10 protein-coding genes are annotated in these 13,001 nt (G+C 73.2%); 6 read left to right on the top strand and 4 right to left on the bottom strand.

The window, feature by feature from the left end; genetic code table 11:
- Positions 1–145: 145 nt before the first annotated feature.
- Positions 146–2,590, top strand: coding sequence for an ATP-binding protein (locus tag E1292_RS45840; RefSeq protein WP_132606079.1), 2,445 nt, complete (start codon positions 146–148; stop codon positions 2,588–2,590).
- A gap of 148 nt (positions 2,591–2,738) precedes the next feature.
- On the opposite strand, the gene E1292_RS45835 is transcribed toward E1292_RS45840, so the two are convergent.
- Entirely contained in the window at positions 2,739–3,110 is a 372-nt protein-coding gene (locus E1292_RS45835; RefSeq protein WP_132606078.1) for a cupin domain-containing protein, read from the bottom strand.
- 411 nt (positions 3,111–3,521) lie between these two features.
- On the opposite strand from E1292_RS45835, the gene E1292_RS45830 reads away from it, so the two are divergent.
- Entirely contained in the window at positions 3,522–6,860 is a 3,339-nt protein-coding gene (locus E1292_RS45830; protein WP_165975092.1) for a BTAD domain-containing putative transcriptional regulator, read from the top strand.
- Between the two features lie 24 nt (positions 6,861–6,884).
- Here the strand turns inward: E1292_RS45830 and E1292_RS45825 are convergent, their stop codons facing one another.
- The gene (locus E1292_RS45825) at positions 6,885–7,895 is read right to left on the bottom strand and encodes a helix-turn-helix transcriptional regulator (protein WP_246090832.1); all 1,011 of its coding nucleotides are present in this window, start codon (positions 7,893–7,895) and stop codon (positions 6,885–6,887) included.
- Complete coding sequence (locus E1292_RS51910; protein ID WP_165975091.1) at positions 7,882–8,049, bottom strand: hypothetical protein; 168 nt, start codon at positions 8,047–8,049, stop codon at positions 7,882–7,884. The genes E1292_RS45825 and E1292_RS51910 overlap by 14 nt, the downstream gene beginning before the upstream one ends.
- Here E1292_RS51910 and E1292_RS45820 point away from each other — a divergent pair.
- Positions 8,030–9,136, top strand: coding sequence for a WD40/YVTN/BNR-like repeat-containing protein (locus E1292_RS45820; RefSeq protein ID WP_132606075.1), 1,107 nt, complete (start codon positions 8,030–8,032; stop codon positions 9,134–9,136). The two genes, E1292_RS51910 and E1292_RS45820, sit on opposite strands and share 20 nt — an antisense overlap.
- 63 nt (positions 9,137–9,199) lie before the next feature.
- On the opposite strand, the gene aztA is transcribed toward E1292_RS45820, so the two are convergent.
- Positions 9,200–9,964 carry a zinc ABC transporter ATP-binding protein AztA gene (aztA, locus tag E1292_RS45815; protein WP_132606074.1) on the bottom strand — a complete coding sequence of 255 codons (765 nt, stop codon included), beginning with the start codon at positions 9,962–9,964 and terminating at the stop codon, positions 9,200–9,202.
- A 50-nt stretch (positions 9,965–10,014) separates the two neighbouring features.
- On the opposite strand from aztA, the gene aztB reads away from it, so the two are divergent.
- The 3 genes from aztB to aztC are packed head-to-tail and all read left to right on the top strand — an operon-like array spanning position 10,015 to position 12,922.
- The gene (gene aztB, locus E1292_RS45810) at positions 10,015–10,857 is read left to right on the top strand and encodes a zinc ABC transporter permease AztB (protein WP_132606073.1); all 843 of its coding nucleotides are present in this window, start codon (positions 10,015–10,017) and stop codon (positions 10,855–10,857) included.
- Positions 10,854–12,011, top strand: a complete 1,158-nt coding sequence (locus E1292_RS45805; protein ID WP_132606072.1) for a PQQ-binding-like beta-propeller repeat protein — start codon at positions 10,854–10,856, stop codon at positions 12,009–12,011. The genes aztB and E1292_RS45805 overlap by 4 nt, the downstream gene beginning before the upstream one ends.
- A complete protein-coding gene (gene aztC / locus E1292_RS45800; RefSeq protein ID WP_132606071.1) occupies positions 12,008–12,922 on the top strand; it encodes a zinc ABC transporter substrate-binding protein AztC in 915 nt (304 codons plus the stop codon). Before E1292_RS45805 ends, aztC begins: the two co-directional genes overlap by 4 nt.
- Positions 12,923–13,001 lie beyond the last annotated feature (79 nt).

Raw genomic sequence — 13,001 nt, 5'->3', positions numbered from 1 at the left:
GGTCAACATCGCGTCAAGCCGGGCTGGGTAGCGTCACGCTCGGTCGTACCTTACGTGCCCTGAAAGCTTCACAAGAAGGACACCTTGCCATGAAGCTACGGAACTCGATCGTGCGCCCTGGACGCGACCGGCCGGAGACGGGGTGATGCCGGCGGGACTACGCGACGCCGCCCACGCCGGCCTGACCCTGGGGACGCTGCTGCGAGCCTGGCGCGAGCGCGCGCTGCTGACCCAGGAGCAGCTGGCCGAGCGCACGGGCCTGAGCGTGCGCACCATCCGCCGCCTGGAGCTCGACGCGCCGCAACGCCCGCGCAGCACGTCCGTGCACCTGCTCGCCGAGGCGCTGGGCCTGGACGCGGGCGAGCAGGCCCGGTTGTACGAGGCGGTGCGCCAGATCCAGCCCGGCGCCGCCCCCATAACCGGCACCAGCACCGGCACCAGCACCAGCTCCAGCTCCGGCACTGGCACCAGCTCCGGCACCGGCACCGGCACCCGCACCGGCACCCGCACCGGCACAGGCACCAGGGATGCGCCGCCGCCCCTGGCGACCGTGCCGCGGCAACTGCCGCCCAACGCCGCTCATTTCGTCGGCCGGAGCAAGGAGCTCGGCGCGCTGGACGACGTCCTCGCCGGCGACGGATCCCCCGCGGAGCCCGACCCCAAGGTGCTGGTCATCGTCGGCAGCGCGGGCATCGGCAAGACCACGCTCGCGGTCCAGTGGTGCACGACGGTCGCCGAGGCGTTCCCCGACGGGCAGCTCTACGTCAACCTCAGAGGCTTCGGCACGCTCGACCCCCTGGAGCCGATCAGCGCGCTGAACACGCTCCTGCGCGGCCTGGGCGTGCCGCCCGAGGAGATCCCGGAGGATCCGGCCGCCGCCTCGGCGCTGTTCCGCACCCGTACGGCGGGCCGGCGACTGCTCATGCTGCTGGACAACGCGCTGAGCAGCGAGCAGGTCCGTCCCCTCCTGCCCGCCGGCGGCTGCGTCGTGGTCACCAGCCGCGACCAGCTGCGCAGCCTGGCCGCCAGGGACGCCACCGCCCGCCTCTGCCTGCCCCCGCTCGACCTGCGGGAGTCGGTGGCGCTGCTCGGCAGCCTCTCCGGCCGGGCCACGATCACCGGCGACGACTCCGCCGTACAGGAGCTCGCCCGGCTGTGCGACCACTCGCCGCTCGCGCTGCGGATCATCGCCGAACGCATCGCCAGGCAGCCGGAGATCCACCTGTCGGAGATCGCCGACGAGATCGCCCGCGACCACGAGCGGCTCGAATCCTTCCACGGCGGCGACGACGCCTACTCCGACCTGCGTACCGTGCTGTCCTGGTCCTACCAGCGCCTCGACCGGGACACCCAGTGGATCCTGCGCGCGGTGGCCGGGCTCTATCCCGGCGTCGACTTCGGGCTGGCGGCGGCGAGCGCCCTGTCAGGGTTGCCCACGCGGCAGGCGCGCCGCCACCTGGACCGGCTGGTGTCCACCCACCTCGTCGAGCACCAGGGCCGCGACCGCTACCACGTGCACGACCTGGTGCGTGCCTACGCCGCGGGCGAGAGCCGCCGCCTCGACCCGCCCTCGGCCCGCGAGGCGGCGGTCGCGCGGCTGCTGACGTGGTTCATCCACTGCCTGTACGCCGCCGACACCGCCTTCGCGCCCGACCGCATGCGCGCGCCGATGGTGCGGCTGGCCGAGCTGGACGCGCCCGTGGAGCCCGTCGCCTTCCCCGACCTGCCGGCGGCCCTGCGCTGGTGCGAGCTGGAACACCAGACGCTCACCGCGCTGCCCGCGTGGGCATGCGCCAACGACGCCCCCCTCGCGGCGTGCCAGATCGCCTACCTGATGGAGAGCTTCCTGGCCCACTACAAGCGCTACCACGAGCTGCTCGACAGCCACAAAGCCGCCATGAAGGCCGTACCGCGGATCGGGAACCCCCAACTGGCCGGACACCTGCTCAGCGCGATGGGCAACACCTGCACCGAGCTCCTGCTCTCCGAGGAGGCGAACCGCTGCTACCGCCAGGCGACGCTGGCGTTCCGCGAGTGCGGCGACCGGCGCGGCGAGGCGAAGGTCATGGGAAACCTGGCCATGGTCTCCGTCGACCAGCAGGACTACCGCACGGCCCGGGCGCAGTGCGAGCAGGCGCTGGCCCTGGCCAGCGAAGCCGGATACGAGCGCGGGCGGGCCCACGTCCTCGACACGCTCGGCGAGGCCCACTTCGGCCTGGGCCACTACGCCGCGGCGATCGAGTGCTGGCGCCAGGCGCTCGGCATCAACCGCAGCAGCGGCGCGTTCTTCGTCCAGGCCACCAACCTCACCAACCTGGGCCGCGCCCACGCCGCCTCCGGCGACCACGCCGGCGCCATCAGGAACCACCTGGAGGCGATCTCCATCGCCCGCTCGATCAGGAGCGCGCGGGGGGAGGCGGCGGCCCAGCTCAACCTGGGCTTCGCCTACCGCGCCGGAGGGAACATGAGAGCCGCGGAGGTCGCCTGGCGGCAGGCGTTCGACACGTTCACCGAGCTCGGCGACACCAAGGCCGCGGACGCCTGGGCCGAGCTCCGCGAGCTCCGCGAGCTCCGGCGGAACGCGGGTTGACGCTGCTCCGGCAGGTCCGGCAGGTCCGGCAGGGCGCGGGTCGACGGTGCACCGGCAGGTCCGGCAGGTCCGGCAGGGCGCGGGTCGACGGTGCACCGGCAGGTCCGGCAGGTCCGGCAGGGCGCGGGTCGACGGTGCTCCGGCGGGTTCAGGCGGCGTGCTCGGCCCGGTCGGCCTCCTCCTTGGTCCTGTGCACGGCCCCGTCGGCGTGTTCCGGCGGGCCGTACACGGTGTAGAGGACCAGCGGGTTCACGCCGGTGTTGACGAAGTTGTGCCGGGTCCCGGCGGGGACGGCTACCAGGTCGCCCTGCCGTACCTCCCGGGTCTCGCCGCCCACCCGGGCCTCGCCCACGCCGGAGACGAACGTCAGGAGCTGGTCGATGCCCTCGTGGACCTCATCGCCGATCTCGCCGCCCGGCGGGATGGTCATGATCACCAGCTGGCTCTTCTCCCCCGTCCACAGCACGCGGCGGAAGTCGGCGCTCTCCTCGGCGACGGTCGCGATGGTGAAGTGGTGCACGGTCAGCTCCTGCTCTAGGGGTTCGTACGGGCTCTCCTCCTGCCTGATCGCAGGGCCCGGTAAACCTCATCGCCCGGAATCGCCACCCCGGCCCTCGCACCGACCACGGGTGGGCACCACGACCTGATGGGTCCTGCCGCCTCCGGCGCCGGCCCTCACCTCCGCTCCCGGCCTGCGCCGGAGCGGGCGCGCCGGACACGGTCACCAGCGCGGCGCCCGTCGATGCCGACCAACGATCCGGCGTCCCCCGCGGCGCCTCCCTGTTACGTAACTGGTACGGCAAACCAGGCCGAGATGCGAGGCTAAGTGCCCGGGCTTTACAGGCGATTTCGAACCGATTCATGAAAGGCCCGGAGCGCTAGGGGGAGACGACAATCGAACGGTCGACGGGGGATTGACATGACAACTCAGATGGAATTCCGGATCCTCGGGCCACTGGAGGCGAGTTGCCTGGGGCGTCCGGTCAAGCTGGGGGGCCCGCGGCCGCGCTCGCTGCTCGCCGCGCTGCTGCTGGACGCCGGGCGGATCGTACCGCTCGAGCGGCTGGTGACGGCGATCTGGGGAGACCGCCTGCCCGGATCGGCGCGCAACCAGGTCGCTATCCACGTGCACACGCTGCGGAAGGCGGTCAAGGCCGCCGGCCGGGACGCGGAGCTGATCGTCACCGAGCGGGTCGGCTACCGCCTGCTCACCGACGGCGTATGGGTGGACGCGCACGAGGCGCGGCAACACTCCGCCGCCGCTCGCCGGGCGAGCCGGCCGGAGGAGGCGTCGGCCGCGCTGGCACGGGCGCTCGACCTGTGGCGCGGCCCGGTGCTGGCCGAGATCGACACCACCGAGATCGCCGCCGCTGCCCGCGGCCTGGAGAACGCCCGGCTCGACATCGCCGAGGAATGGGCCGACGCGGAGCTGGCCTGCGGCCGTACCCGCGAGGCCGTGGCCCGGCTGGCCGGGCTGGTGGAGGAGCACCCGCTGCGCGAAGGGCTGCGCGAACGGCTGATGCTGGCGCTGTGGCGCTCGGGGCGGCAGGCCGACGCGCTGGAGAGCTACCGGCAGGGGCGCAGGCATCTGCTGGACGAGCTCGGCCTGGAGCCGGGACGGGCCCTGCGGGACCTGCAACAGGCGATCCTGGCAGGACCGCCCCCTGCCGACGCCGCGCACGAGGATTCACCCGCGCCCCCGCCCAGCACGTCCACCACCCCACCCGGCACCTCCGGTACGTCGCCCGGCACCTCCGGTACGTCACCCGGCACATCCGAGGCGTCACCCGGCATCTCCGGAACGTCACCCGGTACCGGAACCTCACCCGGCACGTCCGAATCGTCACCCGGTACATCCACCATCCCGTCCGGTGCGCCCGGCTTGTCCATCGCGCCACCAGGCACGTCGACCACGACATCCGACACATCCACCGCGCAGCCAGGCGCGTCCGTGGCGCAGCCCATCACGTCGACCGCGCCGTCCGGCACCTCCACCGCGCAGCCAGGCCACCCCGGCGGTCCCGTGCCACCGGCCGCGTCCGCGGCGCAACCCAGCACGTCAACCGCGCCGCCCAGCACGTCCACCGCGCAACCCGACGCGTCCGGCGCTCAGGCCGACCAGCCCGCTCCGGCGGTTACGGTACGGCCGGCGCAGTTGCCGCCCGCCGTGTCCGCGTTCGTGGGCCGTACGCCGCAGATCCGGATGCTCGACCGGTTGACGCGCCCGGACCGGGACGGCCTGCCGGTGGCCGTGATCAGCGGCGCCGCGGGGGTGGGCAAGACCTCGCTCGCCCTGCGGTGGGCCCACGAGGTCGCCGGCCGGTTCCCCGACGGTCAGTTGTTCACGAACCTGCACGGCTACGACCGCGACAGGAGGTCGGCGGAGCCGTCGGCCGTCCTGGAACGTTTCCTGCGCGCGCTCGGGGTGCCGGGGACGGCGGTTCCGCCCGCGCTGGAGGAGCGGACCGCGCTGTTCCGCAGCACCCTGGACGGCAGGCGGGTGCTGGTCCTGCTGGACAACGCCGAGACGGCCGCCCAGGTGCGCCCGCTGCTGCCCGGCACGCCGGGCTGCTGCGTGATCGTCACCTCGCGGCGCCGGTTGGAGGGGCTGACGGTGAGCCACGGCGCGCTGCAGGTGCCGTTGGACGTCCTGACCGAGCAGGAGTCGGTCGAACTGCTCGAACGCGTGGTGGGGGCCGAGCGGGTGTCTGCCGAGCAGGAGGCGGCGACCCGGCTGGCGGCACTGTGCGACAGGTCGCCGCTGCCGCTGCGCATCGCGGCGGCGAAGCTGACGGCGCGGCCGCGGTGGTCGCTCGCCGAGATGGTCGCGCGCCTGGCCGACGAACACCACCGGCTGGACCAGCTCAGCCGGGGCGACTTCGAGGTCAGGGCGAGCATCGAGCTGTCGTGCCGCGAGCTGTCGGAGCGCGCCGCCCTGGCTTTCCGCTGGCTCGCGATGGTGGAGACTCCGTCCGGGTTCGCGCCCTGGCTGGCGGCGGCGCTGCTGGACACGTCGGTCCACGACGCGGAACAGCTGCTCGAACAGCTGGTCGACGCCCAGTTGCTGCAGCCGCTCGGGAGCGACGGGGCCGGCCAGCCGCGTTACCGCTTCCACGACCTGATACGCCTGTTCGCCCGCGAGCAGGCCGAGGGCGGGGAGCCGCCCGGCGCCGCGCCGGCCGCGCTGTGCCGGGCTTTCAGCGGGCTGCTCGGCCTCGCGGAGAAGGCGCGCGACCTGCGTTTCAGCCACCAGTACAGCAGGGTTCCGCGCGGCGACGCGCCGCGCTGGCTGCCCGACGAGGCGGCTCTGGCGGTGATGCTGAGCGACCCGCTGGCGTGGCTGGAGAGCGAGCGGCTGACGCTCGTCGCCGCGGTGTCGCAGTGCGCCGAGCTGGGGCTCGCCGACCTGAGCCGCGACCTCGTGGCCAGTTACGTGCATATGTTCGAGTCTCGTGCCTATTTCGCGGACTGGCAGGCGGTGGCGACCAAGGCCTTCGAGGCCTGCCGTGCCGCCTCGCACCTGCCGGGCCAGGCCGCCATGCTCTACTCCATCGGCTCGCTCAACCTCACCCTCCGGCGGCTGCCGCAGGCCACCGAGTTCCTGTGCGCGGCGCTCGGCCTCTTCCAGCAGCTGGCGGACGTGCCCAGCCAGGCCATCGTGCTCCGCCACCTCGGCACCGTCCATATCACCCAGGGGGACCTCGGCAGGGGAAAGGCGGAGATCGAACGCGCACTGGAGTTGTTCGAGCAGGTGGGCGACGTCATGGCGCTGGCGCACGGACTGGGCTTCCTCTCGCACGTGCACATGCTCGAGGGCCGGCTGGAAGAGGCGGGGCGGCTGCTGGATCGTGCGCTGGCCATCAGCACGAAACGGGCCCTGAGCGAGGCTCAGCTGCTCAAGCGCAGGGCGGAGGTCCGCCGCCGCCAGGGCCTGCACGCCGAGGCCGTCAGGGACGGCGAGCAGGCCCTGGCCATCACCGTCGACCTGAACGACCTGGTGGGCCAGGCGTACGCGCTGCACGCGCTGGGCGAGGCGCGGCTCGGCTGTGGAGAGCTGGTCGCGGCCGCCGCCGACCTGCACCGGGCGTTGCGGATCGCCCGCCAGGTGGGTGACAGGCTGATCGAGGGCCGCATCCTGCTCGCGCTCGGGCATCTCGGAGGCGGGGAGAGCATCGGCTGCTTCCGGCAGGCCGCGGAAATCTTCGCCGGCATCGGCGCCACGGGCTGGTACGAGCAGGCCGTCGAGGCGGCGCTCGCCGTCACCGCCTGAGGCCGGACGGCGACGGCGGCGGCTCTAGCCGTGCCGGCGACCGTCGTCGCCCCACCAGCCGCGCCGGGCGGCGAGCAGCCCGGCCTGGAACCGGGTGCGCGCGCCTAGCCGCTCCATCATCTCGCTGACCCGCCGGTGCACCGTACGCAGGCTCACGCCGAGCTGGCGCGCCACGGCCTCGTCCTTGAGCCCGGCCGCCAGCAGCGTGAACAGCTCAGGGTCGGGAAGGTCGGCCGGGCCGCCGGACGGCGCGTCGAGCGGTCTGGCCGGCAGCGGCAGCGCCGACCTCCACAGCACCTCGAACAGGGCGACCAGCGCGTCGAGCAGCGTCGAGGAGTGCACGATGACCGCGCTGTCGGCGTGGGCGGACTCGTCGGTGCTCAGCGGCAGGATCGCGGTCCGCCGGTCGGCGATGGCCAGCTTCATCGGCACCTCGGGGCTGACCCTGGCCTGCTCGCCCGCGGCCACCGACTCCTGGGCGAGGCGCAGCTTGCCGGGGACCTCCAGCGCCGAGGCGTCGTAGATGCCGCGGACCTGCAGGCCGTGCGCGAGGCGCTCCATCTCGGCGACGTTCTGCTCGCTGGGGTCCTGCGCGTACGGCGGCCGGTCCAGCACCAGGATCTCCCCGGTCGCGGCCTGCTGCAGCTGCGTGAACCGCTGGACCACGGCCGCCCGGCCCTGGACGACCTCGACGAGCTCCTCGGGTGAGTGGTTCTGCGTGCGCGGGGTCTCGGCGAGCATCGCCAGCGCCGCGAGCCGCGCCTGCGCCAGCCCTTCCTCCCTTCGCGAGATGAGGGCGGAGACCGCCACGTCCGGCCGGGTCGCCAGGAACCGGACGGGACGCCCCGCCATGCGGCTGACCAGACCCAGCGCCTCCAGCCGGGCGAACGCGCGCCGCAGGGCCACCGTGGTGCGCCCGGTGTGCGCGGCCAGCTCGTGCAGGGTCGCGCGCGGCCGGCGCAACAGGTCACGGTATATTTGCTCGTCCTCGGCGTCGACGCCGACCGCCGCGAGCGCGTTGTCATGCGGGTTCACGATCCATAAGCATGGCATATTCATGAAATGTCGCAAAGATGCCAACCGCTGCGCTGGCCTCGGCGATCCACTCACCGGTAGGACGGACATGGACCTGTTGTTGTTCCTGACCCATGCCTGCCAGGGAGGCAGCTTTGAAGAAGTCTTTCGCCATCGGGTTGACGGCCGCGCTCGCGCTCATGTCGGCCGCGACGCCGGCCACCGCTGACGGTTTCGGCCGCTGGCACCAGCCCTCCTGCGAGACCGTCACCGGCGACGGCACGGTGACGTACACGCGGGACGAAGGCAAGACCATCACACCGACCAGCAAGACATTGGAACCGGTCGTCTACACGTGGGGCCTTGTCACGCTCGACCGCCCTGACACCTTGCTCTCCCTGGCCAACAACCAGCTGTCGCGCTCGTCGGACGCCGGCTGCACGTGGGAACCGGTGGGCAAGGTGGCGGGCTCGAACATCGAGCTGACCGCGGCCCGCGGCGACCGGGCCTACGCGTGGGACCGCGAGGGTCACCTCTCGCTCGCCACGCCCGACGGGGTCACGCCGCTCACCTCACCCGCCGGCGGGCTCGCCGGGCTCGGCACCGACCGCCGCCACGGCGACCACCTGCGGGTGGCCGACGCCGAGGGGCAGCTGCACGAGTCGCGCGACGGCGGGCGCACGTGGGAGCCCATCGGCGTGCCCGCCTGGGAGAAGGACGAACTGCGCAGCGTCTACACGGCGGCGTTCGACCCGCACAACCTCAACCACGTGGTGCTGGGAGCGTCGGGCGATGGGGTCAGCGTCACCTACAACGGCGGTCGCACCTGGACCACGTCGAAGGGGCTGAGCTCGACCGGCGGGAAGGTCAACGTGTTCAGCGCCGCGATCTCACCCGCCTCGCCGAACGTCGTGTACGTGATGGGCCTCGACATCGACGAGCTGTATTCGGGCGCGCCGTCCGGCGGCCGGCACATCTACCGCTCGGGGGACGGAGGCCGCCACTTCACCCCCGTCGTGGACCAGGGCCCCGGCATCACGATCCCCAACGGGCCGCTGCTCTCCGCCCACCCGAAGGACCCGGGCGTGCTCTATTTCGTGTGGGGAACCGGATGGTCCTCGCTCGGCACCGACATCTACAGGTACGACGCCTGGCACGACCGCGTCACCACCCAGCACAACGCCTACGACCGGGTCACCGCGATCGCCTACAACCCCGCCAACTCCGGGGTGATGTACCTGGGGGTGGCCGAAGAGGTCTGACCGCCCCCACGAGAGACGCCGCCATTCACCCTGGGCCTGGCCGGGACCGCCGCACGAGTCCCGTCACCGTCCCGGCTCCAGGGTGATGGCGGTGGCCTGGGGAGGCGCGGTCACCCTGCCCACAGGCTGTGGATGAGGGCCGCCGAACACCTCCCGCAGCGCCTCCGGCGTCAGGACCTCGCCGGGAGGGCCCTGCGCGACCAGCCGGCCACCGTCGAGGAGGAGGCAGTGGCCGGCGCCCATGGCCGCGGCCAGGTCGTGGGTGACGTGGACCACCGTGACGCCTCCCGCGCTCTCCTCGTCGACGACGCCGCCGATGAGACGGCCGGCCTCCACGTCGAGCCCCGTCGCCGGCTCGTCGAGCAGGAGCAACCCTGGCTCCTGGGCCAGGCCCTGGGCGACCAGCGCGCGCTGGCGCTGCCCTCCCGACAGCGCCCCCAGCTGCCGCCCGGCCAGGTCGAGGATGCCCAGGCGCGACATGCAGGCGTCGACCACCGCCCAGTCGGCCGCCGTCAGCCGCCGCCACGGCCCGCGTAGCGCCCAGCGGCCCATCGCCACCGCGTCGCGGACCGTGAGCGGCAGGGCGTCCGGCACCGCGCTGCGCTGAACCACGTATCCCGGGCGCCGCCGGTCGCGCTCGATCCGCCCGCGCGCCGGTCTGATGACGCCGGCGAGCACGCCGAGCAGCGTGGACTTGCCCGAGCCGTTCGGGCCGACGACGGCCGTCACCGCCGAGGCGGGCAGCCCGGCCGAGATCCCGTGCAGCACCCTCTTGCGGCCGTATCCGGCCACGACGTCATGGATCGCGACCGCATCGCGAAGTTTCATGGCCGACCTCCTTGGAAATGACAATGGTTTTCATTGTAGTGTAATTGTCCATGGATTGGTTGCTTGATCCCTTCCAGGTGTCATTTGTCCGGCAGGCGCTCTGGGCAGGCATCCTGGTCTCCCTCATCTGCGCGGTCGCCGGGACGTGGGTGGTGCTGCGCGGCATGGCCTTCCTCGGCGACGCGATGTCCCACGGGATGCTCCTCGGCGTGGCGCTCGCCTCCCTGGCCGGGGTGAACGTGCTCGTCGGCGGGCTGCTCAGCGCCGCCGGGATGGCGTTGGGCGTGAGCGTGCTCGGCAGGTCGCCGCGGCTGTCGCAGGACACCGGCATCGGCCTGCTCTTCGCCGGGATGCTGGCGCTGGGCGTGATCGTCGTCTCCCACTCCCGGTCGTTCGCCGTCGACCTGACCGCGTTCCTGTTCGGCGACGTGCTGGCGGTCGGCAGGGACGACCTCGCGGGCCTCGGCGTCGCGCTCGCGGTCACCGTCGTGGTGGCGGCGCTCGGCCACCGGGCGTTCGTCGCGCTCGCGTTCGATCCCCGCAAGGCCCACACGCTCGGCCTGCGCCCGGGGGCGGCTCAGGTGCTGCTGGTCGGGCTGGTCACGGTCGCCATCGTCGCCTCGTTCCACATCGTCGGCACCCTGCTGGTCTTCGGGCTGCTCATCGCGCCGGCCGCCGCGGCGGCGCTGTGGGCGCGGGCCATCCCGAAGATCATGCTCGGGGCGGCGCTGCTCGGGATCGTCTCGACCGTGACCGGGCTCGTCGTCTCGTGGCACGCGGCGACGGCGGCGGGCGCCACCATCGCCGCCGCCGCCGTGGCGCTGTTCTTCGTCTCCGCCGCGGCCGGCCTGCTGAGACACCGGCTCGCGGCCCGTACGGGAGCGCCGTCATGAGAACCGCCGTCGCCGCGGCGCTCGCCGGGCTGCTCCTGCTGACCGGATGCGGGCGGCCACCGCAGCAGAGCAGGGCCGCCTCCACCCCGCACGGGTACGTCCAGGGCGCCGAGGAGATGCCGGAACCCCAGTCCCGGCTGCTGCTGGCCGGTGACCGGGCGGGCGCCGTGCGCCTGCTCGACCTGCTCACCGGCAAAGTGGCGCCCGTCGCCGACGTCGAGAAGGTCGAGAGCGTGACCGGTGACGGCCGCTTCGCCTACCTCACCACCGCCACGGGCGGGCTCCGGGTGATCGACACCGGCGCGTGGACCGTCGACCACGGTGACCACGTGCACTACTACCGGGCGGCGGCCCGCGACCTCGGCACGCTGCGCGGGCGGCCTCCGTACACCGTCGCCGGCGACGCCGCCGTGACCGCCGTGCGCTCCTCCGACGGCACGGTCAGGCTGCTCGACCGCGCCCGCATGGAGAAGGGCGAACTGGCGGAAACCGGCAGGTTCACGGCCGACGCGGCGGTGCCGTACGCGGAGCACGTGATCGTGGCCCGCGGCGGCGAGGTGCGGCTCATGACGCGGGCCGGCGAACCAGGCCCCGCCATCGGCGCCTGCGAGGACGCGGCGGGAACGGCGGTGACCAGGCGCGGCGTCATCATCGGCTGCGCCGGCGGCGCCCTGCTCGTCACCGAGGACGACGGCGCGTTCGAGAGCGTGCGGATCCCCTACCCGCGGGTGCCGTCCGAGGACCGGCGGGCCACGGAGTTCCGGCACCGGCCCGGCAGCACGATCCTGGCGGCCAAGGCCGGCGACGCAGGCGTGTGGGTGCTCGACGTCACCGCCAGGACGTGGCGGCGGCTGAGGACCGGGCCCGCCGTGGCGGTCAACGCCGCAGGGGACGGGATGCCGGTCCTGGTCCTGACCGGTGACGGCATGCTGCACGCGTACGACCCCGGCTCCGGCAAGGAGCAGGCCAGGACCGCGCTGCTCCGCACGCCGCCGACCGGCGCGCCGGCCGTCGAGGTCGACGCCGCCCGCGCGTACGTCAACGACCCCGCCGGCCGGACCGTGCACGAGATCGACTACAACGACGGCCTCAGGCACGCCCGCACGTTCGAGCCCGGCTTCGCGCCCGCGCACATGACGGAGACCGGGCGATGAGGGCATGCCGGGCCGCCTGCGCCGTGGCGGCCGTCGTGCTGGCGGCGCTGACCGGATGTGCGGCCCAGGACGCGCAGGGACCCCGGGTGGTCGTCACCACCAACATCCTCGGCGACGTCACCCGCGCCATCGCCGGCGGCGAGGCCGAGGTGACCGTGCTGATGAAGCCCGACTCCGACCCTCACTCGTTCGGCGTCTCGGCCCAGGAGGCCGCGCTGATCGAACGCGCGGACCTCGTGGTCCACAACGGGCTCGGCCTGGAGGAGGGCGTCCTGCGCAACGTACGGGCCGCCGCGGACGCCGGCCTGCCCACGCTGGCCGTCGCCGAGGGCGTCGACCCCCTCCGCTTCGCCGGCGACGAGAGCGCCGGGCAGTTCGACCCCCACTTCTGGACCGACCCGCGGCGCATGGCCAGAGCCGTCGACCTGATCGCCGAGCAGATCATCGCGCACGTGGACGGCGCCGATCCGGCCGCCGTACGGGCCGCCGCCACCGCTTACCGCGAGCGGGTCGAGCGGCTGGACGCCTGGGTGGCGGAGCAGGTCGCGACCGTCCCGCCCGCCGCGCGCAAGCTCGTCACCAACCACCATGTCCTCGGCTATTTCGCGCAGCGTTACGGCTTCGAGGTCGTCGGCGCGGTGATCCCCAGCGGCACCACCCTGGCCTCCCCGAGCGCCTCGGACCTGCAGTCGCTGAAGCTCACCGTCCAGCGCACGAAGGTGAACGCCATCTTCGCGGACTCCTCCCGGCCCGACCGGCTCGCCCAGGTGCTCGCCTCCGAGGCCGGCGTGCGGGTCAAGGTCGTCCCCCTGTTCTCGGAGTCGCTGAGCAGTACGGCGGGCGCCACCACCTACCTCGAAATGGTCCGCACCAACACGAAAGCCATCGTCGACGGCCTCAACGGCCGCTGAACCCCAAAAGAGAAAGGCACACCGTTGACTCGCAGGACATCCGTTCCCGTACTGATCGCCGCCGCCGCCCTGCTGGCGG

It is taken from the genome of Nonomuraea deserti (assembly GCF_004348685.1).
GTDB lineage: Bacteria > Actinomycetota > Actinomycetes > Streptosporangiales > Streptosporangiaceae > Nonomuraea > Nonomuraea deserti.
Note: the sequence above shows the minus strand (reverse complement) of the source record. Positions and strands in the feature narration are given on the sequence as shown.